Below are 22,431 nucleotides of genomic sequence, written 5' to 3' on the forward strand. Positions count from 1 at the left end.
CCGGCTCAGTAGTTCGAAAGGATGGTGAGCGACTGGGTATCGAGCGGCAGGCCCTCTGCCTGCAACTGCAGGTCACGCTCGCGCAGCGGGCCCTGCACACTGATCAGCCAGGCGTGGATCGCTTTCACGTCCTCCTCGCTCAGCCGATCCGCAAAGTGCGGCATACCGCGACTGACGAACAGCCCACCGCGCACGATCTGCTGGAACCCGGCGTGGACGCCGCGGTTCATCCGGCGAAGGTCCGGCAGCGGGGCGCGCGGCTGGTTCGAATGGCAGATGGAGCAGTTCGCGGTGAACAACGCCGAACCTGCCGCGATCATTTCCGGCGTGGCGTCGGCATATTGCGCGGGCGGCTCCGGCGCGGGCTGCAAGGGCGGCAGGTCTTCGGGGATAGCCACCTGGCCGCCGTCCAGCCGGAAGACGAGGATGCGATTGGCATTGCCCTTGTCATAGGCTGCGGCATAGCGCGGCACGAAGCCCCAGCCACCCCCGCCCCAGCCGGTCTGCACGGCCACATACTGCACGCCGTCGACCATGTAGGTCATCGGGGCGGCCATGATGGTGGAGCCTGTCTCGATGCTCCACAGCACCTCGCCGGTATCGGCATCGCGGGCGGTGACGGTGCCCGCCGAATTGCCGTGGAAGACGAGGCCGCTCTGGGTGGCGAGCACGCCGAAACGATCCTGCCAGCCGAGGCCGTCTACCGCCCATTTCGTCTCGCCGGTCAGCGGGTCCATTGCCCGCAGCTGGCTCGAATAGGGCTGGTCCAGCACCCACTGCCACGAATCCTCCGCCTGCACGGCAGCGCGCAGCGGCGGCGGCAGCGTTTCGGCGGCGGCCTCGAGATCGCTGGTGAAGATGATGGCCGCGCCCGCGTTCAGGAATTTCTCCTGACGCTCCACGTTGTCGATCGGGCCGGGCAGGAACAGCAGGTTCCCCATGTCCAGCACCTGCGCGAAATAGGTGTTGCGCGTTGGGTCGAACGCGGCGGGATACCAGTTCCGCGCGCCGGGCGATGCGGGATAGACGATCTTGGGGCCTTGCGAATAGTCGCTGTCCTCCATCGTCATGGTGAAGCTCTGGCTGGCAACGTCGAAACCGCTGGCCCAGTTGGTGCGCACGATGGGATTGGCCGCGTGGGCAAAGCCGGTTTCCCGGTCGACCACGAAGAAGAAGCCGTTCTTGGGCGTGTGCAGGATAACCGGCCGCTGCTCGCCGCCGATTTCCATCGTGGTCAGCGTCATCGGCTGGGTGGCCGTCAGGTCCCAGTTGTCCTGCGGGGTTTCCTGGAAATGCCAGTTCATCCGTCCCGTCTCGCGGTCCAGCGCGACCAGCGAGTTGAGGTAGAGGTTGTCGCCGCCGCCGGGCGAACGGATCGCCTGCGGATAGGGGCCGCCGTTGCCGGTGCCCACGATCACCTGATCGAACTGCGGATCGTAGGTGATAGCATCCCAGGCGGTGCCGCCGCCGCCGATGTCCCAGCGGGTTTCCTCGCTCCAGGTTTCCAGCGCGGCGTCCAACTCCGGATGCTCCTGCGGGCCGGTGGCGGGGTCGCGCGGCACGGTGTAGAACCGCCAGGCCTGGCGGCCGTCGGCGATGCGATAGGCGGTGACATAGCCGCGCGCGTCGTATTCGCTGCCGCCGTTGCCGATCACCACGATGTCGCCCGCCACTTCCGGCGCGCCGGTGGAGGTATAGCCGCGCGTGTGATCCACCACGGTGTCGACGCTCCATTCGATGGCGCCGGTTTCAGCGTTCAGCGCATAGAGCATCCCGTCGAGCGCGCCGACCATGACCTTGCCATCCGAGACGGCGACGCCGCGGTTGGCCTGGTCGCAGCAGGCTGAGCGGTTCACCTGCATGTCCAGCTCTGGCGTAAAGGTCCACAGTTCCTCGCCCGTCGCGGCGTTCAGCGCGTAGACCCGGCCCAAGTTGCCGGAGGTATACATCACCCCGTCGATCACCACCGGCGTCGCTTCCTGCACGCGGGCGGTGCCAAGGTCGTATTCCCAGGCGAGGCCGAGGCGCGACACGTTGGCGCGGTTGATCGTCTCCAGCCGCGAGAATCGGCTTTCCGCCCAGTCGCCGCCGGGATTGTCCCAATCCTCGCCCGCGCCCAGCGGCGCGTCCTGCGCGGCCAGCGGCGTGGCGGTCTGCGGTTCCGGCACGGCGGCAGCGGTGCAGGCGGAAAGGCCGATGGCGGCGGCGAATGCGAGAAGGCGGCTCATGCGGGCCATGCTCCCTGGTATTGTTCATAGACGGAGCGCAGCGTGCGCGGCTTCTTGCCGGTGATGCGCTCCACATCGTCGGAAATGACGTCGAAATAGCCTTCGCGAATGGCCTGGCCGAAAGTCACCATGCCCTCGCTAGCCCACGGGATCGGCGTTTCGGGCGTAAGGTCTTCCGCCTTGCGCACCGCGCCGATGGAATCGAAGTACCGGTACATCCCCTCGTCGTCGACGTGGATGACCTTGATCGACCTGCCCGCCATTTCCGATGCCAGCGCAAGGGCTTCGGGCACGGTGAATCGTTCGGGGCCGGTTACGTTATAGATCTTGTTCTCGTGACCTTCGTTCGTGAGCACGGCCACCGCGGTAGCAACGCAATCGTCGCGGCTGACGAAGGCGATCTTCCCCTCGCCGCAATTGTCAGGCTTCTCGCCCGATGCCAGCGAGGGCGCTACCATGGCCGTCGCGATGGCTTCGGAATACTGGCTGTTGCGCAGGATCGTGTAGTCGAGGCCGCTATCCTTGAGCAGCTGCTCCGTGGCGTAGTGATCGTGCTGCTCCACCGCCGGATGGTCGGGATTACCGCCATCGGTGACAGACGTGTAGACGATATGCTTCACGCCCGCCTTCTTCGCCGCATCGATCGCGTTGCCGTGCTGGCGCGGGCGCTGGCCGACAAGAGTGGTGGAGATCAGCAGCAGCTTGTCGCCGCCCGCCATCGCTTCCTCCAGTCCATCGGGACTGTCGAAATCGGCGGCGCGCACATCGGCGCCGCGCTCTGCCAGGTCGGCCAGCTTGTCGGCGCTGCGCGACAGCGCGATGACGTCCTCGCCCATGTCCAGAAGCTGCGAAGCGGCGGCATGGCCGAACTGGCCGGACGCCCCGGAAACGATGATCTTTGCCACTCAACTCTCCCATGGCAGTCGCTTTTCGTGAAGCGCGCTGCTTGCGCCCATCATAACGATTGTTACAATCAGCGCAACTGGAGGGAGATGACATGACGACTGTTTCGATCGAGGACCGGTTGGGCCTGCAAGACCTGATCGCGGCCTACAGCTGGGCGCTCGACACCGGCGATGCGGACGCTCTGGTGGAATGCTTCACCACCGATTGCGAGATGCGCGAGGAAGTGTTCGAGGACCCGGACATCTGGCAGGGTCACGACGGCATTCGCGGCCTGATGAGCCACTATGCCAATGCCCCCGGCTTCCCCGGCCGTCAGCATCACGTCACGCAGGTGCAATATTTCCCGCAAGAAGATGGCAGCGTGAAGATGCGCGGCTTCGCCTTCGTTACAGAGTGCCACGACGAGCCGCCCTACGAACTGCGCTTCTGCGGCTACTATGACGATCACGCGGTGAAAGGCGAGGACGGAAAGTGGCGCTTCCGGACCCGCGTGGTGCGGCTGTGGGACGGCAAGGTGCTGGAACGCTTCCCCGGCCACGGCGACTGGAAACCGCGCAAGCGGCCCGACAGCCTTATTATCCGCAACTAGCCGTCAGGCGCGGCGCATCAGCAACCAGGCCAGCGCGGTGGCCGCATCGCCGACCCGGCCCGCAATGGGCTCGGGCGCTGACGGATTGGCGACGAAACCGGCAAAGGCGCCGAGCCAATCTGCGCCCGCGCCCACGATCTGGCGGCTGAGCGGGTTCCAGTCCGGGTTGCATGTGAAGCCCGAACAGCCCTGGCGGTTGCCGCGCAGTTCGAGCGTCATCTCGTAGCCATCCTCTGCTGCCACTTCGGCAAACAACAGGGCATCGGCGCTGCGTGTGACACCGGCCAGCATCGGTGGGCGAGAGGCGAGAATTTCTCGCGCCAGCCTGATCCGGTCGCCCTCCACCGTGCGGGCACCCTGCCCGGCATCTCGCAGCAGGCTGGCGAAGCGCTGCCCGGCAGGGAGCTGCGCGTCGAAAACGCCCACGAGCCGAGGTGACTGCGCCCACGCGGCGTCCCCAATCGCCGCGATTGCAGGCACCGCCAAGGCACCTGCCATGACATTGCGACGCGTTACCTTCATGGTGTCACCTCGTGCGGACCAGCGGCCAGGTACTCGGCAATCGCCTGCAAATCCTCGTCGGAAAGCTCACCGCGCGGCACGGCGGGCATGTTGCCGATGCCATTGCGTGCGGCAACCACCACGTATGCCGCCGCGAGGTTGTCGCGCTCTTCCAGGATCGGCGTATCGACGCGCCGCGCCAGCAGGCCGGTGCCCATGCCGTTCGCGGTGTGGCACATGGCGCAGTATTCGACATAGAGCGCCTCTCCGCCTGTCGCACCGGGACGCTTCGCCATCGTCACGGGCTGCGGCATTGGCGGGGGCCCGGCCTGCGCGGCGGCGGCCTCTTCGGTCTCATCGTCGATTCCAGCCGCGCTCTGCGCAAGTGCCACGCCCGCGCTTCCGAGGAGCGCCGCCGCGCCCGCGATCACTGCCAGCCGCTTCATGCCGCGCCTCCATTGCGCCAGTGGCTGCCCCAGATACCGCTCTTGCCCGGCGCGATGATGCCATTGGGGTCGAGCGCGTCCTTCACGGCCTCGTTCATCCTCTTCATCGAGCCGCCGTTGAAGTCATAGGAATCGGCGACAAGGTCCATGTAATCGAGGTGCGTGCGGTATTCGCCGTAACCCTGCTCCTTCGCGTCTGCCACCAGCGTGCGGAAGAAGGGGTCGACCTTGGCCATCATTTCCGGATCATCCTTGTTGAAGATCATCGCGTTCACGTTGACCATGTGCCGCTCTCCGAAGGCGAAGCTGCCCTGGTAGTCCATGCCGTATTCCTGGTAGCGCGCGTATGTACGGCGGAACTGGGCCAGTGCCTTGTCGCCGTCCTGCTCGATGATGGGCGAGAAACCGATGTGCCCGCCGCGCCCGCCGTACCAGTTCACGTTCTGCATCGGGAAAGTCATCGGCGTGCCGGTCCAGCCGGTGTATTCCAGCGGTTCGCCCTTGCGCCATGACGTGGGCCGAATCGACATCGGCCCCGCGTTGCCCATCGCTTCTTCCAGCACCTTGTAGGCGGCTTTGTTCACCTCTTCGCGGCCGTAAAGGCGCAGGCTTACGCCCCACCAGCCGATGTTGAACTGGCGGCGGATGGCGTCGATCACGCTATCGGACAATGCCCCCGGCTCGTCCGTCCACTGGTCGCGCGTGGTGAGCACGGCGGCAGCGCGCATCCAGTTGCCGATGCTGGGCGACTGGGTCAGCAGTCGTTCACGCCGCAGCGGGGCGATGGTGTCGACCATCACCTTCAGGTCTTCGGGCCGGTCGAATTCGACGTCCATGCCCATCAGGCTTTCGGGTTCGGGCATGAGCCACATGCCCATCTTCGTCACGATGCCGAAGTTGGACTGCACGAACATCTGGTCCCACGCGGGGCCGAAGCCGTACTTGTAGGTCTGCCATGTCGGCGCGCCGGTGAAGGCGCCCATGCCGGTGCGCACCACTTCGCCGTTGGCCAGCACGACTTCGAGGCCGCAGATATTCTCGGTATGCTGGCCGTAGGGCGTGTAGCCCACGCCGCGGTCCAGCGCGTTGCCCATCACGCTGCCCCAGCTGTTGCCGGGGGTTGAAAGCCAGTAGGGCAGGTTGTGGCGCTGGATGTAGTCGTAGAGATCGTAGAAGCCCACGCCCGGCTCCAAGAGGACGGTGCCGTTCTCGGCATCGAACTCGATTCTTTTCATGCGCGACAGGTCCATCACCACGGAGCCTGCCATCACCGGCGCGGTGCCGCCGTAGCCGAGGTTCTTGCCGCGTGCGATGGGGAAGACCGGCAGACGGTATTCGTTGGCAATCGCCACCACCGCCTGGATTTCCTCCACCGTTTCGGGCGAGACGGCACCCGCGGGATGATGCAGCGCATCGTCCACGGCGAACTTGTCTTGGTAACTGCGCCTGTCCAGCGGCTCGAAAAAGACCTTGTCCGGCCCCAGCGCGCTTTCCAGCGCCCGGCGCACCTCGTCCAGCCGCATGGCCGACATTCCCGGTGGCAGCGGTGTATCCGCCATAATTAATCCGTCCCTCTCCCACGCGACTTGCATGCGCGACTTTAACGTTCGTTACTTTTCAGCTAGCACCGCTTCGAGTCAAGCTATGGGAGAGGGTCTTGGCCAATCGTGAGCAATTGTACGGCGTTCTCGACGCCTACCTGTCGGCATTGACACAGCGCGATCCGTCGCGCGCACCGATTGCGCCGAGCGTCTTCAATACCGAGAACAACGTGCAGATCGCAGTCGGCGACGGGCTGTGGAACACGATCACCGCAAGGCACGATTACGACCTGCGCTTTGCGGAAGCCTCTCGCGGGCAGGTAGCCGTGTTCACCGCGGTGGAGGAAACCGACGCGCTGAATCCCGCGTGCATCCGGCTGGAAGTGTCGGACGGGCAAATCACCGGGATCGAGACCGTGGTTGCCCGCAACAAGGACGAGGGCTTCCCCTTCGGCCCGCAGCATTTCGAACGCAAGCCGGTGATGGAAGCGCTGATCCCCGATGGCGCGCGTTCCACCCGCAAGGAACTGGTGCGCGTTGCCGACGGCTACTTCGAGACCATCGAGCGCAACGACGGCACGATCAACACGAAGTTCTGGCCCAGCTGCAACCGCGTGGAAAACGGGGTGCAGACCACCAACAACGCCGACTTTCCCCTGCCCGTCGCGCGCCTGGGCTGCGAGGAGCAGTTCGCGCTCGGCTGGTATCGCTACGACGATGACCTGCGCGCCCGCCGCTTCCCGCTGGTGGATACAGAGCGCGGCATCGTGCTGGCCTACGGCTTCATCGACCATTCGGGCCGCATCGGCGAATACACCCTGACGGACGGCACTACGGCAAAGAGCCCGGTGCGCCGCCCGCATAGCTACTACCTCGCCGAAGCCTTCCGCATTCGCGATGGCGCGATCGAACAGGTGGAGGCCGATTTCCTCACGGTGCCTTACCGCATGCCCTCCCCGTGGGACGGGCGGGACGAAGCGCTGGCTGGCGGCGGAGGCCTGCACCGTGTCGCCTGAAACCCGCGCCATGAATGGCCGCACCCTGCTCTCGCTCGTCCTGCTGGGCGGGGTGTTCGTGATGGAAGGCTTCGATATTGCCGCCATGGCCCTCGCCGTACCGCGCCTCACCGACATGGGACTGGATCCGGCAGGTTTCGGCTGGGTCTTCACCGCCCTGCTGGTGGGGCTTGGCGCGGGCGGCGCCCTGCTGGCACCGCTGGGGGACCGGTTCGGCCGCCGGATGCTGATCGTCGGCGGTTGCGTGATCACGGGCGCGGCCACGCTGGCCACGTCAACGGCCGGCAGCATCACCGAATTCCTCGTCTGGCGCTTCGTCACTGGGCTCGCGCTGGGGGCGTGCCTGCCCAACGTCAGCGCACTCTCGGCAGAGCTGGCACCCGATCGGCTGCGCGCCACGATCATGGCGGTTGTCTCTGCGGGCATCCCGTTGGGCATCGCCATCGCCGGGCTGACCGCGCCGGAGATCATCGACCTTGGCGGCTGGCAGGGCCTGTTCGTCGCACCGGGCGCAATGGCCGTTGCCCTTGCCGTGGCGCTCTGGCTGATCCTGTCGGGTGAGCGTCCCCCGGCAGAGGACGTGAAACCGGGAGAAAAGCGCGCGAAGCTGCCGCAGCTGGTGCTGTTCAGCGCGCCGTGGCTGTTTCCCTTCATGGTCTTCGCCACGATGCTCGCGCTCAACGCGCTCAACCTCTACCTGCTCAATTCCTGGCTGCCGACCGTGCTGCCGCAAGCGGGCATGACGCTGGACGATGCAGCCCGCGTCTCGGGCGTCGTCCAACTGGCCGGGCTTGCCATCGGCATCGGCGCCAGCCTGCTGCTGGACCGGTGGCACAAGGCGTGGACACTGGTGCTGCTGTTCGGCGCGATGGCCGTGTGCTTTGCCGGAGTCTTCGTCACCGCGCCCGATCCCGTGATGTGGACGGTCCTCCTTTGTGTGGGTGTAGGCGGCGCGAGCGCGGGCGGCATGGTGCTGCCGGGTCTGTGCGCCTACCTCTTCCCCGCGCGCCTTCTATCCAGCGCAGTGGGCATGGGCGTGCTGGTGGCAAGGCTGGGAGCCTTTGCCGGGCCGCCGCTGGGCGGCTGGATGCTGGCAAACGAAATCCCGGCGCAGACCTTCCTCGGCGTTGCCGCCCTGCCCGCGCTTGCCTGCGTAGTGGTGGCCCTGCTGGTGCCCGCCGCGCTCAAGCGGCGGGAGGCCGTCGAGGCGAAGGCCGAGGCGGAGAAGGCGTTCGGCTAGGGCAGGAAGTCCAGTCCGCCGGTTCGCTCGGCGAAGCGCCAGCCGTCGCCCGTCAGCACCACGCGATCCTCGAAAGTGCCGATCAGCGGCGACTTGGGATCCTGCACCGGCAGTCCCTCTTCCGCTGCATCGCCCATGTAGAGCACGATCACGCTTTTCGCCCGCGCCTCGGTATCGCTCACCACGTCGACCAGGGCGTTCGCCATCACGTGCCGCTGCGCGCGCGGCGGGCGAGCGGTGAAGCTTGCGAGGATCGCCTCGCGCCCCACCACCGGATCGCCGCCGCTGGGGCGGCGGAACACGGCATCCTCGGTGTAAAGCGCGGCGCACCGCTCCCAGTCCTGCGCATCGTTGGCCCATACGTACTGGTGGATCAGGCGCGTCACATCGGCCTCGATCGCGCGGCGCTGTTCTTCGGTCATGGTCATTCCTTCGGCGCTATTCCTGGGGTTTCGTGCGTTCGAGGAACAGCGAATTGCCGTCCTCGTCCTCGGCATCGAGCCGTTCTATCAGGCGTTCGACGATATTCGCGAAACCTTCAAGCTCGCCCTTCTCAAGTTTACCGAACAGGTAATGCGCCACAGTTTCGGTCTGCGGCCGCATGATCTCGTAGAGCCGCTCACCCTCTTCCGACAGGCTGAGCCACTTGCGCCGCTTGTTGCTCTCGTCCCGCTCCACGATCACGCGGCCGTGCTTCTGCAACGTGGCGACGGCGCGGCTGATGCTCATAGCGTTCACGCCGGTCAGCTCGGCGACCTCGTGGCTGGCCGTGCGGCCCAGCGCACCGACGGTCATCAGCAGGCGGAATTCGTTGATGCTGATCTTGTAGCGATGGGATAGGTGGATGGAGAACGGCGCCATCAACCTGTTGGTTAGCTTCAGCAAACGGTGCAGCAGGACCACCTCGTCGGTTTCGCCCGAGTGAACGGACCCGCGCGGCCTCAGCGCCTCCCCGGTGTCCCCCGCCATCCTCACTCTCCCCGATTGACCGTTATCAATGAACTGGCCTTGCGCCAACCGTAACAAACGTTAGCGTTATCGCCAAGAATCATTGGGAGGGAACTGGTCATGGGCGCTTTTCCGCAGACCATTCATTTTATCGGTACGAATACACCCCGGCAACAGGAATACCGGCTGGAAAACCTTGAAGTTGAGGGCGAAATCCCCTCGGCGGTAGAAGGCACCTTCTTCCGCGCCGTGCCCGACAACGCGCACGAACCCATGTTCGAGAACGACATCGCCCTCAACCACGACGGCATGATCTCCGCCTTTTCGTTTAAAGGCGGCAAGGTCGACTTCGCCATCAGGTATGTCGAGACCGAGCGTTACCTTGCCGAGAAGGAAGCAGGCCGCGCCCTGTTCGGGCGATACCGCAATCCCTTCACCGACGATCCGAGCGTGAAGGGCAAGGACCGCACCGTCGCCAACACCACGCCGGTCTGGCACGGCGGCCGACTGTTCATGACGAAGGAAGACGGGCGCGGGTACGAGGTCAATCCGCATACGCTGGAGACCGAGGGACGGTGGGACTACGAAGGCAAGCTGAAAAGCGAGACCTTCACCGCCCATCCGCGCATCGACCCCGAAACCGGCGAGATGTTCTTCTTCGGCTACGAGGCGGGCGGGCTGTGCACGCTGGACGTTGCCTACTGCATTGCCGACAAGGACGGCAATCTCGTGAAGGAACAGTGGTTCGATCAGCCGTATTGCTCCACCATCCACGATTTCGTCATTACCGAGAACTACGCGATCTTCCCGATCTTCCCGACCCTGGCCGATCTCGACCGGATCAAGGAGGGCGGCGCACACTGGGCGCACCACCAGGACCTGCCGAGCTACCTCGGCATCATGCCGCGCTATGGCGATGTGTCGGAAATGAAATGGATCGAGGGCCCGATCGGCGTCTCCTGCTTCCACGAGGTGAATGCCTTCGAGGAGGGTGACACGGTGCATGTCGACCTGTGCCTGACCGACACCAACGCCTTCCAGTTCATGCGCGAGGCGGGCGGGATCGACATTCCACAGCAGGAAATCCAAGGCGCGCTCACGCGCTGGAGCGTGGACATGACCGCCGATACGCTGGCTATAGAAGAACGTCCGCTCGGCCCTCCGGGAGACCTGTGCCGGGTGGAAGACGCGGTGCAGGGCCGCCCCTACGACCGCGCGTGGTATCTCAGCATGAACCCCGATGCGAAAGGCCCGCCCATGCTCGGCGGCCCCGTCGGTGCGAATTTCAACGCGCTGCTGCGCATCAACCCGAACACCGGGCAGCTATCGATGATGGAGACGCCGCCGGGTGCCGCCATCAGCGAACCTGCACACGTGGTCGATCCCGCAGAAGGTCACGGCGGCTGGCTGCTCACCACGATCGACATTCCCAACGGCCCTCCCGGAGCGGGCGATCCGTCCGACTATTCCAGCGAACTGTGGATCGTGGAGGCGGATGCCATCGAGAAGGGCCCTGTCGCGAAGATCAGGACCGGCAAGGCGTTGCGCAGCCAGGTTCACGGGACCTGGGTAAGCCATGCCAAGCTGGACGCGAGCGTGCGCAAGGGCTGACAGGAACGGCGCGGTCTAGTTGCCGCGCCGAAAATCCTCGCCGTTATCAGTCTTCGCGCCGGCCCACGGTGACGCCGAAGATGTCGAGCCGCATCGGGTCGCCCAGGCCATTTTCGACGGTCGCCTCGAAGTCGGCCCCGATCTCCTCGGCATTGGGACCGTAGAGTGTGGGGAATATCTGCCCGTAGCCGGGCTTGCCGCCGACCGTTGCCGACATATTCGCTCTGGCGATAAAGCCGCTCCTGATCTCCGAGCCGAAGGTCCAGGTGCCCAGGTCGACCGGGCCTCCCTGCCCCACTTCGGTGCCGGTCAGAACCAGTTGCCCGTCATAGCTGCCGGCACCGAAATCGATGGTGAAAGCGGAGGTCCCGCCCACTTCGAATTGTGCGCGATCCGCACGGTTGGCACGGCCATAGACCACCCCGCCGTAACGCGCGGTGCCCGAAGTTGCCCGAATGATCTCCGGCATTGTCCGCAGGCCCCAGTGCACGAAGCGGTCCTCGCGTCGCAGGACGGTGGCGTTCGGGGTCGGACTCTCCTCGATGGCGGTCTGAGTATAGAAGCTGGCATAAGTCAGCGCGATTTCGGGATTGGCGTCGCCCAGCTTGTAAAGCGCCAACTCGTATTCGCCTTCCTCGTCGGAATAGGCATAGCGATCGAACTTGCCACTTGAGTCCGCGATCCGATCCTCTTCGGCAAGGACACGGTAGAAGTTGCCCGACACGCTGATGACGCCATTGCCATCGTAGGTGACTACACCTTCGCGCGAAATGTAGCCGATGTCTGCGAAATCTTCCGGGTCGTCGCTTCTGTAGCTGATGTGGCCTTCCACGCCCTCGCCGAAGGTGCGGCCTTCCGTCAGGGGATCGGTAAGGGTGATGTTCGAAATCCCGGCAGAGGTCGAGGCAAAGGTGCTGCGCTGTCCGGTGAACGAGCCGTTCAGCGTCGTGCCGTTGCTGTCCGTTGCTTCGAACGTGGCGCCCAGTTCGGCAGCGCCGGGTCCGAAGAAGCGGCCCGAAAGGGAACCGTCCAGGGTTGCAGTGCCGTCGTATGCCAGCGGTCCGCCGAAGGTGCCGTCGGCCTGCAGCTTGCCGGACGATTGCAGGTACAGCGCGCCTGCTGTCCCGCCAAAGGTCTGGAACTCGGTCTCGGTGACGGAGCTCATGAACTGGTAAACGCCCTGCTTGAAATCGACCTCGAAATCTCCGGTGCCCGATATCGTCAGCAGCTCTTCCCCTGGCTTGGCCAGAGCGCCGAAAATGTCGACCAGCCAGTGCGCGGAGCCGGTGGTCGGCATTTCGGCGGGATCGGTTTCGTCGCCGAACACGAAGGCAAAAAAGCGTGTGAACTGGCTGGAATTGTCCGTCGAATCGAGCTGCCAATACGCTTGCGCTACGTACTGGTTGTAATCGAGATCCGTGGCGAAGCTCGCCGAGATAAAAGGCACTGTATAGATCGACAGGAACTGCCTCCCGCTCGCGGTGTCGATCTGGTAGGCGGCCAGCCCGTCGCCGCTTTCCGGTGTCAGGTCGGCGGGGCCGAATTCCTGCTCCGTCGAACCGAAACGCAGCGTGTAGGTCTGTGCAGAAGCGTCGAAATCGATGGTGATATCCCTGCGCTCCACCGCGGTCTGGGCGACCTCGGCAGCGGCACGGGTCAGTTCCACATCGGAAAGTGTGGCGCTGGACGTGAAGGACGCATCATCATCAAGGACATTGGCTGCAAACCCTCCCGGATTGGGTCCAGTTGGAGGGGGCGTAGGAGTCGGCGTTGGTGCCGGAGTGGGCGTCGGCGTGGGAATCGGCGATGGCGATGGCGATGGGTTGCCGATTGGCGGCGGCGTGCTGGAAACCCCTCCTCCGCCTCCGCAAGCTGCCAATGCCGTGCATGCCGCCAGCATCGCCAGCCCGTTAAGTCTCGTCATTCCTAAACCCCTGTGACAATTCGGGAATATCCTTTCGGACATTTCATACCGCGTCAACCGGGATCGCCACATTCGGCGAAAGAGTTGCATGGCATGGCCGATGCGGCATAGGTTGCACCCAGAGGGGAGAGGCGCATGAGAAAACTCGTGCTGGCATTGGCCACGTGCGCGCTGGCGGCATCGCCGCTGGGCGCGCAGGACGCATCGTTCGAGGAACAGATGGCAGCGCGGTTCGAACCGCCACCCGAAGGCTGGGCCATGCCGCGCACGCAATGGGGCGATCCGGACCTGCGCGGCAAGTGGCCGGTCGATTACCTGGGCCGTACCCCGCGCGAACGCAGCCCCGCACTGGGGGAACGCGCCTTCCTGACGGACGAGGAATACGAGCGCGCCTTCGCCCGCGCGGACAGCGATCTCGACCGGTACGAGGAAGAGGACAAGGCAGGCCTGATGGCGATGGGCCACTGGGCCGAATTCGGCCACCCGCTGCGCCAGTCGAGCATGATCGTGGAGCCCGCCAACGGTCGCTACCCGCCGCTGACCGCTGAGGGGCAGGAGTGGAAAGCCAACGAGCGCACGAGCTGGAACACCGACGTGTTCGAGAACATGGACGATTTCGGCATCTTCGATCGCTGCCTGACGCGGGGAATGCCCGGTTCCATGCTGCCCGGCGCCTACAACGGCGGGATCGAGATTTTCCAGGCGCCCGGCCTTGTCGCGATCAGCCTTGAAATGATTCACGAAACGCGGCTCGTCTATCTCGACGGGCGCGAACCGCCAGCGTCCGACGTGCAGTATGACCTCGGCTACTCGGTCGGGCACTGGGAAGGCGATACACTGGTGATCGAAACCACCAATTTCCGCCCCGGCATGTCAATGGGTCCCGCGCCCAATTCCGACCAACTCCGCATCACCGAACACTTGACACTGATGAACGACAACCAGATCCGTTACGAGGCATGGGTGCGCGATCCGGTGGTGATGGAAGGCCACTACAAGATCGACCTGCCGTGGCTGCGGGAGGACGACTACGGCATGTACGAATATGCCTGCCACGAGGGCAACGTGCAGATCCGCGGTTACATCACCGCCACCAGCCCGCGCTTCGCCGAAGAGCGTGCGCAGGCATGGATCGAGCAGGGCGAGGAACCGAGCGAGGGGGTACCTGTCAGGTGAAGTGGCTCTATCACGCCAGCCGCGTGATCTTCGGCGGCTGGTGGGTCTATTCCGGCGCGATGCCGTTCATCGATCCCGGGTGGCAGCCGCTGGGGCAGGAGCAGGCTGCCATCGATTTCTCGCTGGCCATGATCGATTCGGGCCTGATGACCTGTGTGAAAGTGGCGGAGATCTTGCTTGGCTTGCTGATCCTCGCCAACCGACTGATGCCGCTCTGCGTGATCGCGATCGCGCCGATCAACTTCGTGATCGTCTACTGGAACTTCGTGCTGGACGAGGGCGTGATCGAATACGTCTTCGGCGCGCTGACCATCATCTTCAACGTGGTGCTGGCGTGACCGTGGCGGCACTATTTCGTGCCGCTTCTCGCCTGGAAAGGCTTGCCGGACTATTCGCTCGTTTCCGGAAGGAAACGTTAGCCAGCAGGCGAGCGGGGATGCCGAAACAATCCCCGTCCGCCGCTGGAATCGCCGTCCTTACTCGGCAGGCTCAGCCGCCGCTGCGGCGACGTCCTTCTTCGTCAGCGCGCCGGCCAGCTTCTCCGATACGATACCGAACACCGCACCGATGACGATGGATACCACGGTCGGCACGATCGCTTCCGTCGGTGCCATTCCGGCAAGCAGGATCGGCCCTGCAATCGACGCGAAACCGTAGACACTGGCAGGGATCGTCGCCAGAAACGGCACTGCACTGGCAAGGCAGATGACAAAGGCACCCAGACCCACGGCCACCGGTGCCGCAAGGTCGCCAAGTCCTGCCAGCGCGCCGCCCGCGAGAATCACGGCAACCATGCCGACAAGCGCACCGAAGCTCATGCCGACGATCGCCGTCGTCATGCCCTTTACGCCGCCGCCCGAATGGAAGTGGCAACCCCAGGCGATGAAACTGATCCACACGAGGCCGGGCAGGAAGCTCGCCAGTGGGACGCCGAAAAGCCAGGTGTCCAGAATGGCAAGCAGGCCCACTGAAAACGCGAGCGCGAGATATGCAGTCATGATTGTTCCCCTCTCCTTGGATACAGCCTCTTGTCGGGCTGCCCTTCGCGAAGACTATGTCAATTTGCGAAAGAGTCCATACGAGGGGGTATCGCCCTGTGGACTGGCGGGATCGGCGGACATCGGCAATCTGGCCGAAGCGGGAATCGCGGAGGCGGTCGAAAGCCGGGTTAATTGAGAGACTGGCTGGCGAGCAACAGCGCCCGCCCGCCGGGTTTTGCGTCGACGCGGTATTCCGCCTGTGCCTGCTGCGCAAATGCAGCGAACAGCCGCTCGCCGATGCCGGAGCCTTCCGTGCTGGCACAAGTGCCGATGCCGTTGTCCTCGATAGCCAGCGACCATTTGTCGCCGCTGCCATCGAATTTCACCGTGACCTTGCCATCCCGCCCGTCAGGGAAGGCGTATTTCGCGCAGTTCGTGAGCGCCTCGTTCGTGAACAGGCCGATGGCGACGGCCACCTCTCGCGGCATCGCGTAATCGGCCGTGCCGCTGTCGACCTCGACTCGCACGTTCTCCATGAATGCGCCGCGCGTCACCCGGTCGACGACGTCGACGAGGTAATCCTGCATCGTCACCATTGCCCCCTCGCCCTGCCTCAGGGCGAGGTTAGAGTAGGCCGAGGAGAACGAGTGGATACGCGCAATCGCGGTTTCCAGCGCGGCGGAAACCTCCGGCTGCTCCTCCCGCCGTTTCTGCATTTCCAGCAGGCTGGCGGCGAGGGCGAAGTTGTTCTTCGTGCGATGCTCGAGTTCCTGTTGCAGGATGACACGCCGCTCGATCTCCTGGTCGCGTTCTCCGATGGCGTTGGCGACCGCCCGGCGAAACGCCTCGGCGAGAACCAGCACGATCAGGACGGCTGCGGCGTTGATGACCACGCGCGACGCGTCTGTCTCGTTCTCGAAGCTCCATGCCCGTATCGGGGCAAGGGCAAAATACCACGCCCACAGGAAACTCGCGGCGTAGGCGGTGATGCCCGCCTGCCAGTGTCCGAACAAGGTAGCGATCAGCACCGTGGGATAGACCAGCGCGAACGGCCCCGAGGCTTCCGCCCACACGTCCAGCAACACGCGCATGCCCACCATGGCCAGCGCGCAGCCCAGACCGAACATAACCTTCATGAACAAGCCCAGGCGCTTGCTGTGAAATTGCCTGGCAACATCGAAGTTGGCGACGCGATGCATCGCGCATCTGCCTTTCCGGGGCGACGCGGAAGTGATCGCTCCAAGTCGGCAGGTATACCGCCTTTGGCACGTATTCGCGAATCAAATCAGGAGCGAATTCATAAAGTTGAGTGTTTTCAGTGCCTGCTCCTCAGGTCAGCGCGTAATACCGCAACCTGTTGCCGTCGCTACGGCGCTCTCCCACCCCAATGAAGACGTGCTTGGTCAGCCAGTCGTGCTTGCCCACGGCGCATTCGAAGGTGGGGTTGCCCCTCAGGTAATACTCCGGATGCGGCACCGGCTCACCATCGGCAAAGGCCCAGTCGCGCAGGCGCTGCATGGTGTCGGGCTGGCGGCCCCACAGGAAACCCTTGTTGTGCAGCAGGATGATCGTGCCGTCGTCCTCCTCCAGCAGGTAGCGCGCATCGAAAACGGCCACGTCGTCCGGCCGGAAGTAGGCATAGTCGCCGCCCGAACCGGGCACGGCGCGCCCTTTCAGGTGCGGCCCCTCGAACGTGCCGCCCTTCACCAGCACGGCGCTGCGCATGCCGCCGCTGGGATGCGGCGTGATGGTATAGACCTCGGGGAAGGTCAGCCGCACTTCCATGACGAATTCCATGCGCGGGTTGTCCAGTTCGCTGAACGGCGCGGCGAACGGGGTGGTGTCGTTGAAGTCGGTCATGTCTATCCCAGTTCTATCAGGCCGCCGTCGACGAACAGGTTCGCGCCGCTGATGAAGCTGGCATCGTCGCTGGCGAGGAACAGCACGGCCTTGGCCACTTCCTCGCTCTCGCCCATCCGCTTCATCGGGATGTTGGCGATCATCATGTCCTTCAGGCCCGCCACCTGCTCGTCCGTCATGCCGGGATTGCGATAGAGCAGCGGCGTGTCGATGGGGCCGGGGCTGACCACATTGACGCGGATGCCCTCTGCCACCAGTTCCTTGGCGAACACCTTCATTGCCATGAACAGCCCCGCCTTTGCGGCGGCATAGGCGCCGTTGCCCTCCAGCGCGCCGTGGGCACCGATGGAGCCAGTGACGACGACGGAGCCGCCCTTGCCCATGATCCGCACCGCCTTCTGCAAGGCGAACACGCAACCGCGAAGGTTGATCGAATGGGTATGGTCCCACGCCTCCTCGGTAATATCGCGCAGGGGCGCGAACCCGCCGACGCCGGCATTGATGTAAAGCACGTCTATCCGGCCATCGGCGTCCTCGATGGCTTTTACGACCTGCTCGGTCGCTGCCGGGTCGGAAATGTCGGATTGGTATCCGGTTGCGCCGGGGATGCTGGCGACCGCGCTATCGATGGTCGTCTGGTCCCGCCCCGTCAGATGCACCCTGCCACCTTCTGCTGCAAAGGCCTGCGCCGCAGCGAGACCCATGCCCGAGTTGCCGCCGAGGACCAGGACGATCTTGTCTTTGAATCTCATCGGCAGTTCCTCAGAATGGTGACAGCGGGTTGAGACGACCGGGATCGACGTCCTGCATCACGTCCCAGTGCTCTGCGATCTTGCCATTCTCCACGCGGAAGATGTCCATGACGGCGAAGCCCGGATCGCCCTCGTGACGGATCACGTGGTAGTGCAGCATCACGTGGTCGCCATCCACGAAAGAGCGGTGGAGGATCTGCTCCGCCTCGCCCGGCTGGCCCTTCGCCCAGTCGAGGAAGCGTTTCAGCGCATCGCGCCCCGGCTCCACGTTCTGGTGATGCTGGATGTAGTCCTCGGCGATGTATTCGTCGACGCGGCTGCTATCGAGCGGCAACAGCACGTTCTCGAACATCGCCACCACCAGCGCCAGGTTCGCCTCTTCATCGGGCGTTCGGCTCATTGTCTCTCTCCCCCGCTCATTCCGAGCTTCCTGCCTGGACGTTAACGGGCGTTACGATTGGGGGCAACGGTAATGACGGTTGCCGGCCCCTGCAAAGTTCGTTCTTGCGAAAGCTTCACGTGCATGAAATGAGGCGCGCATGATCAAGACCAGTCATGTCGGCAGCCTGCCGCGCGGAGAACAGCTCGTCCCACTCCTTCTCGCCCGCGACAAGGGCGAGCCATACGACGCGGAGGAATTCGACCGCGTAGTGCAGGATGCGGTGACCGAGGCGGTGCGCCAGCAGGTGGCGGCGGGCGTCTCCGTCGTCAGCGACGGAGAGCTCGGCAAGGTGGGCTATTCCACCTACATCATCGAGCGGCTTTCAGGCTTTGGCGGACATACGCCGCGCAAGCCCGCGAAGGACCTTGCCGAAGTGCCGGACCTCGCCAAGAAGCTGTCGCACATCATGGGCAGCCAGGAATTCACGCGGGCCAGCGCCGTCGACAAGGTGGAACTGGTGAACCTGCAACCCCTGCACGACGACATTCGCCGGTTCAAAGCCGCGCTGGAGGCAGAGGGAAATGGCACCGAAGCTTTCCTGAACTCTGCATCGCCGGGCCTCATTACGGCCTTCCAGCCAAACCAGTACTATCCCAGCCACGAAGCCTACCTTGCCGATCTGGCTACCGCGATGCGGCCCGAGTACGAGGCGATCGTGGACGCGGAATTGCAGTTGCAGCTCGATTGCCCGGACCTCGCGATGAGCCGGCACACCGGCTACCAGGACATGAGCGAGAGCGAATTCCTCGCCGCGATCCGCGCTAACGTGGATGCGCTGAACGAGGCGACGCAGAACATCGCGCCCGAGATGATGCGGATGCATGTGTGCTGGGGCAATTACGAAGGCCCGCACACACACGACATTCCGCTGGAGACGATCCTCGATGTGGTGCTGAGCGCACGCCCCGCCACGATCCTTTTCGAAGCCGCCAACCCGCGCCACGAGCACGAATGGGCCGTGTGGGCGAAAGCTGACCTGCCTGCCGAGAAGGTGCTGGCCCCCGGCCTGGTGGATACCTGCTCCAACTACGTCGAGACGCCCGAGCTGATCGCCCAGCGCATCGAGCGGTTCGCAGCCATCGTGGGCAAGGACCGGGTGATCGCCAGCACGGACTGCGGCTTCGGCACTTTCGCCGGATATGGCAAGATCGATCCGAAGGTGGCCTGGGCCAAGCTGCGCGCGCTTCGCGAAGGGGCGGATATCGCTGACGAAAGACTTGTCTGACATCCGTATTTTCACTCTTGCGTAATTTTCGTATATATGAAATAGCTTTCGCATGGCGGAAGCGACCACCAGAACTGCGGCATCCAGTGCCCCTGCGCAAAACAGCCAGGTGAAATCAGCCACGCGCACGCTCGACATCATCGAGTATGTCGTCGCGCACGATCGCCCGCTGGTGGCGCAGGAGATCGCGACAGCGCTGGCCATTCCGGTGTCCAGCCTTTCCTACCTTCTCTCAACCCTGGTGGAACGAGAGTATCTGGAGCGGCACGGCCGCCGCTATTCCGCCGGGCCGGGGCTTGCCCGGCTGCAGACGACGGGCGGGCATTACACCTTGCGAGACCGCGCTGCGCCGTTGGTGCGCACCCTGCGGATGCAACTGGACGAAACCACCAGCTTCTTCATTCGCGAGGGCTGGGAGATCGAGGCCATAGTCACCGAGAGCAGCGAGCAGGCCCTGCGCTATTCCGTTCCCAGCGGCCAGCGCCTGCCGATGCACGCCCTGGCGGCGGGAAAGGTGCTGCTGGCGGCCCTGCCGGAAGAGGACCTTGACCGGTATTTCGCGGAGACGACACGCGAGGCTTTCACACCATCTACCGTGACCGAGGAAGCGGCGCTGCGCGCCCAGATCGCCCAGTCGCGCGAGAGCGGGTTTGCCACCACCAACGAGGAATTCTCGCGCGGGATCGAGGGGATCGCGCGGGTGGTGAAGATCGATGGCAACCCGGTCGGTTCCATCGCGGTTGCCATGCCCAAGGTTCGCGTGGACGAGGCCACGGAGCAGCGCGTCCGCGACATGCTGGACAAGACCGCAGCGCTGCTGGAAGGCAGCTAGGGCCTACAGGTCATCCAGGAAATCCGCCGTGATGCGGGGACGTTCCTCCTCGCTTTCGGCTTCCACGTCCGCTCCCGTCGGTTCCTCGGCCTCTGCCGCATCCGCTTCCTCTTCGCTGCCCTCCGTTGCCTCTTTTTCGGAAAGCCGTTCGGACTGGGCCACGTAGTCCGCTTCGGTCACAGCGTTGTCACGGTCATAGATGCGCACATCGTCAAACGGGCCCAGGGGCGTATCCGGGGCGACGCGGACGAGCGGGTAGGGATCGCCGGGAATCCCCACGTAATTCAGCTCGGCCCGGTTCTCCCCTGATTGCCGGAACCGCAGCACATCGTTGCGCCCGGTGTCTCCGGGGCCGGCGAAGGTCAGTTGCAGGGCACCGTTGCGCTCGGAAACCGAGGTCGGGCGTACGGTCTGCTGACCGGCCATGGCACGGAAGATGACGCCGTTGCTGTCGATCTGTGCAGGCCGTGTCCACGCACCTTCCCAGCCGCCGTCCTCCTGCTGTTCGAGAAGGAAGACGAAGATCGTCGCATCGTCGATGCGAAAGGCCCAGTGCCCATCCAGCGATGCGTCGTGATCGTCCGCGAGTGCGGGTGCGGACAGGCAAAGCGCCGCGAGGAAAAGGAAAAAGCGTGCAACCATTTGTGCAGCATGGCGCAATCGGGGCGCTTATCGCAAGCAAAAGGGGCGACCCGCTTGCGCAGGTCGCCCCTCTCCCTCCCAAACGGGAAAGGCTTTATCAGGCGTTGGCGCCGACACCCTTGGCGCGCCAGCTGTCGGCATAGGCCGTGCGGGCGACATTCGAGTACGGAACCGGGCTGATGACAGCCTTGATCTCGGTCTGGACGTGCGGCTCGACCGTCGGCTTGGAGGTGCCGCCGTTCGGCTCGCCCCACACCAGCTTCACTTCCTTGCCCATTTCGACCTCGTCGGGATCGATCATGGCGAGCGTGAGCATCTTGCCTTCGTTCGAGGAGTAGCCGACCCAGGTCGATACGCCGATCACTTCGCCAGCAGCGTTCTTCACTTCGTCGAACGGGTGCATGGCATAAACGGCGCTCGGGAATTCGAAGTACTTGGCACGGTCGCCCTCGGCATAGAGCGAGGAGAGAACGCGCATCATGTCTTCGTTGTCGAGAGCCAGCGTGACCTTCTGCTTGTGCTTCTGGTCGGCCATCTTCTCGAGCGCTTCGCGACCGACAAAGTCATGGTCGAACTTCACGATGTGGCCATAGCCGATGTCCCACGGCGTGAGGTAGTAGCCCTCGATGCTGTCGGGAACGTAGCTGCCGCCGATGGAGCACATGCCGGCATAGGACTTGCCCGATGCCCAGGTGCGGAAGTCCTTCATCATCTCGCTGTCGCCCGTGTAGAAGGCGGGCAGCGGCGAAGGCAGCCAGCCCGATTCCAGCGTGTTCGACGAATAGGCGCGGCCACCCACCAGCGCGAGACCGTGGTCCTTGCCGGCTTCGACCAGTGCGGAGTGCACGGCTTCGTAATCGGCCCAGGGGCCGAACAGTTCGTAACCCGGCTGGCCGGCCATGCCGTGACGCAGCGCGATCACGTCCTTGCCGTTGATGTCGACGTGAGCCATGTTGAAGAACTTCAGGTCCGGCGGGGTCTGGCCCATGGCCTTTTCCAGGATCTTCATGGCGTTCGGGCCCTGAAGCTGGAAGCGGTAGTTCTTGCGCTTGCCGTCGTTACGCATCGCGGTGCGCTCGTCACGCTCGACTTCGACGTCCCACTTGCTGCCGTCGGGCTTCTTGTACTGAGCGTGGAATTCGACCCATTCGATGGCCGGCGCACGGCCCACCAGGCTGAATTCGTTCTCGTCGAGGTAGAACAGGATCACGTCGCCGATGACATAGCCGTCCGGCGTGACCGGCACGTACTGCTTCGCCTTGTTCACGGCGAAGTTCTTGAAGCTGTTGATGGCGGTGTATTCCAGCAGCGCCATGGCATCGGGGCCGCGCACGTAGAGTTCCACCATGTGATAGCTCTGGTTGAACAGTACGGCGCTTTCGGCCCAGGCGCGCTGTTCGTTGCGCCAGTTGGAATATTCCGCCGGAACGCCGGGATAGGGGTTCGGGCCAAGCTGCTGGTTGCGCAGGAATTCGACGATGTCGCCCTTGCTGTCCAGCTTCTGTTGCAGTGTCTCACTCATCTTTCGGTTCCTCTCTCTGGGGAAGGTTGCGATAGTTCAGGTATTCGAAA

At 64.2% G+C, this 22,431-nt stretch carries 24 protein-coding genes; 9 read left to right on the forward strand and 15 right to left on the reverse strand.

Going from position 1 to position 22,431, the window contains the following annotated elements:
* Positions 1-5: 5 nt before the first annotated feature.
* Complete coding sequence (locus ABFX23_RS03760; protein ID WP_346031787.1) at positions 6-2,228, reverse strand: PQQ-dependent dehydrogenase, methanol/ethanol family; 2,223 nt, start codon at positions 2,226-2,228, stop codon at positions 6-8.
* Positions 2,225-3,133: an SDR family oxidoreductase gene (locus tag ABFX23_RS03765; protein ID WP_346031788.1), complete on the reverse strand. Its 909-nt coding sequence runs from the start codon at positions 3,131-3,133 to the stop codon at positions 2,225-2,227. Before ABFX23_RS03765 ends, ABFX23_RS03760 begins: the two co-directional genes overlap by 4 nt.
* 92 nt (positions 3,134-3,225) lie before the next feature.
* Between ABFX23_RS03765 and ABFX23_RS03770 the strand changes: the two genes are divergently transcribed.
* On the forward strand, positions 3,226-3,723 hold the full coding sequence (locus ABFX23_RS03770; protein WP_346031789.1) for a nuclear transport factor 2 family protein: 498 nt from the start codon (positions 3,226-3,228) through the stop codon (positions 3,721-3,723).
* 3 nt (positions 3,724-3,726) lie between these two features.
* Here ABFX23_RS03770 and ABFX23_RS03775 read toward each other — a convergent pair whose 3' ends face one another.
* From ABFX23_RS03775 to ABFX23_RS03785, 3 genes are read right to left on the reverse strand one after another with little or no spacing between them, the layout of a single operon-like run.
* Positions 3,727-4,245 carry a hypothetical protein gene (locus ABFX23_RS03775; RefSeq protein ID WP_346031790.1) on the reverse strand — a complete coding sequence of 173 codons (519 nt, stop codon included), beginning with the start codon at positions 4,243-4,245 and terminating at the stop codon, positions 3,727-3,729.
* Positions 4,242-4,670, reverse strand: coding sequence for a c-type cytochrome (locus ABFX23_RS03780; protein ID WP_346031791.1), 429 nt, complete (start codon positions 4,668-4,670; stop codon positions 4,242-4,244). Before ABFX23_RS03780 ends, ABFX23_RS03775 begins: the two co-directional genes overlap by 4 nt.
* Positions 4,667-6,229, reverse strand: coding sequence for an FAD-binding oxidoreductase (locus ABFX23_RS03785; protein WP_346031792.1), 1,563 nt, complete (start codon positions 6,227-6,229; stop codon positions 4,667-4,669). Before ABFX23_RS03785 ends, ABFX23_RS03780 begins: the two co-directional genes overlap by 4 nt.
* A 98-nt stretch (positions 6,230-6,327) precedes the next feature.
* Here ABFX23_RS03785 and ABFX23_RS03790 point away from each other — a divergent pair, with 98 nt between their 5' ends.
* Together ABFX23_RS03790 and ABFX23_RS03795 are read left to right on the forward strand one after the other, a co-directional pair.
* Positions 6,328-7,227, forward strand: coding sequence for a DUF8021 domain-containing protein (locus tag ABFX23_RS03790; protein WP_346031793.1), 900 nt, complete (start codon positions 6,328-6,330; stop codon positions 7,225-7,227).
* Positions 7,217-8,467, forward strand: a complete 1,251-nt coding sequence (locus tag ABFX23_RS03795; protein WP_346031794.1) for an MFS transporter — start codon at positions 7,217-7,219, stop codon at positions 8,465-8,467. The genes ABFX23_RS03790 and ABFX23_RS03795 overlap by 11 nt, the downstream gene beginning before the upstream one ends.
* Here the strand turns inward: ABFX23_RS03795 and ABFX23_RS03800 are convergent.
* Entirely contained in the window at positions 8,464-8,889 is a 426-nt protein-coding gene (locus ABFX23_RS03800) for a nuclear transport factor 2 family protein (RefSeq protein ID WP_346031795.1), read from the reverse strand. The two genes, ABFX23_RS03795 and ABFX23_RS03800, sit on opposite strands and share 4 nt — an antisense overlap.
* A gap of 16 nt (positions 8,890-8,905) precedes the next feature.
* On the reverse strand, positions 8,906-9,436 hold the full coding sequence (locus tag ABFX23_RS03805) for a MarR family winged helix-turn-helix transcriptional regulator (RefSeq protein WP_346031796.1): 531 nt from the start codon (positions 9,434-9,436) through the stop codon (positions 8,906-8,908).
* 99 nt (positions 9,437-9,535) lie between these two features.
* On the opposite strand from ABFX23_RS03805, the gene nov2 reads away from it, so the two are divergent.
* Positions 9,536-11,026, forward strand: coding sequence for a lignostilbene-alpha,beta-dioxygenase NOV2 (gene nov2 / locus ABFX23_RS03810; protein WP_346031797.1), 1,491 nt, complete (start codon positions 9,536-9,538; stop codon positions 11,024-11,026).
* A gap of 46 nt (positions 11,027-11,072) precedes the next feature.
* Here nov2 and ABFX23_RS03815 read toward each other — a convergent pair whose 3' ends face one another.
* Positions 11,073-12,692, reverse strand: a complete 1,620-nt coding sequence (locus tag ABFX23_RS03815; RefSeq protein ID WP_346031798.1) for a HupA family protein — start codon at positions 12,690-12,692, stop codon at positions 11,073-11,075.
* Between the two features lie 70 nt (positions 12,693-12,762).
* Between ABFX23_RS03815 and ABFX23_RS03820 the strand changes: the two genes are divergently transcribed.
* From ABFX23_RS03820 to ABFX23_RS03830, 3 genes are all read left to right on the forward strand, one after another.
* On the forward strand, positions 12,763-12,966 hold the full coding sequence (locus ABFX23_RS03820) for a hypothetical protein (protein ID WP_346031799.1): 204 nt from the start codon (positions 12,763-12,765) through the stop codon (positions 12,964-12,966).
* Positions 12,967-13,085: 119 nt separating this feature from the next.
* On the forward strand, positions 13,086-14,126 hold the full coding sequence (locus ABFX23_RS03825; protein WP_346031800.1) for a hypothetical protein: 1,041 nt from the start codon (positions 13,086-13,088) through the stop codon (positions 14,124-14,126).
* A complete protein-coding gene (locus ABFX23_RS03830; RefSeq protein ID WP_346031801.1) occupies positions 14,123-14,464 on the forward strand; it encodes a hypothetical protein in 342 nt (113 codons plus the stop codon). The genes ABFX23_RS03825 and ABFX23_RS03830 overlap by 4 nt, the downstream gene beginning before the upstream one ends.
* 138 nt (positions 14,465-14,602) lie before the next feature.
* Here the strand turns inward: ABFX23_RS03830 and ABFX23_RS03835 are convergent, their stop codons facing one another.
* The 5 genes from ABFX23_RS03835 to ABFX23_RS03855 form a co-directional block, all read right to left on the reverse strand.
* Positions 14,603-15,124: a DUF1097 domain-containing protein gene (locus tag ABFX23_RS03835; RefSeq protein WP_346031802.1), complete on the reverse strand. Its 522-nt coding sequence runs from the start codon at positions 15,122-15,124 to the stop codon at positions 14,603-14,605.
* Positions 15,125-15,294: 170 nt separating this feature from the next.
* A complete protein-coding gene (locus ABFX23_RS03840; protein WP_346031803.1) occupies positions 15,295-16,242 on the reverse strand; it encodes a sensor histidine kinase in 948 nt (315 codons plus the stop codon).
* Between the two features lie 193 nt (positions 16,243-16,435).
* On the reverse strand, positions 16,436-16,966 hold the full coding sequence (locus ABFX23_RS03845) for a DUF3237 domain-containing protein (protein WP_346031804.1): 531 nt from the start codon (positions 16,964-16,966) through the stop codon (positions 16,436-16,438).
* A gap of 2 nt (positions 16,967-16,968) precedes the next feature.
* Entirely contained in the window at positions 16,969-17,718 is a 750-nt protein-coding gene (locus ABFX23_RS03850; protein ID WP_346031805.1) for an SDR family NAD(P)-dependent oxidoreductase, read from the reverse strand.
* Positions 17,719-17,728: 10 nt separating this feature from the next.
* Positions 17,729-18,118 carry a nuclear transport factor 2 family protein gene (locus ABFX23_RS03855; protein WP_346031806.1) on the reverse strand — a complete coding sequence of 130 codons (390 nt, stop codon included), beginning with the start codon at positions 18,116-18,118 and terminating at the stop codon, positions 17,729-17,731.
* 139 nt (positions 18,119-18,257) lie between these two features.
* Between ABFX23_RS03855 and ABFX23_RS03860 the strand changes: the two genes are divergently transcribed.
* Both ABFX23_RS03860 and ABFX23_RS03865 read left to right on the forward strand, forming a co-directional pair.
* Complete coding sequence (locus ABFX23_RS03860) at positions 18,258-19,385, forward strand: cobalamin-independent methionine synthase II family protein (protein ID WP_346031807.1); 1,128 nt, start codon at positions 18,258-18,260, stop codon at positions 19,383-19,385.
* A gap of 52 nt (positions 19,386-19,437) precedes the next feature.
* Entirely contained in the window at positions 19,438-20,217 is a 780-nt protein-coding gene (locus tag ABFX23_RS03865) for an IclR family transcriptional regulator (protein WP_346031808.1), read from the forward strand.
* 3 nt (positions 20,218-20,220) lie between these two features.
* Here the strand turns inward: ABFX23_RS03865 and ABFX23_RS03870 are convergent, their stop codons facing one another.
* Entirely contained in the window at positions 20,221-20,859 is a 639-nt protein-coding gene (locus ABFX23_RS03870; protein ID WP_346031809.1) for a hypothetical protein, read from the reverse strand.
* Between the two features lie 97 nt (positions 20,860-20,956).
* Positions 20,957-22,381, reverse strand: coding sequence for a syringate O-demethylase (gene desA, locus ABFX23_RS03875; RefSeq protein ID WP_346031810.1), 1,425 nt, complete (start codon positions 22,379-22,381; stop codon positions 20,957-20,959).
* Positions 22,382-22,431 lie beyond the last annotated feature (50 nt).

The sequence above is a fragment of the Erythrobacter westpacificensis genome (assembly GCF_039542285.1).
Taxonomy (GTDB): domain Bacteria; phylum Pseudomonadota; class Alphaproteobacteria; order Sphingomonadales; family Sphingomonadaceae; genus Alteraurantiacibacter; species Alteraurantiacibacter westpacificensis.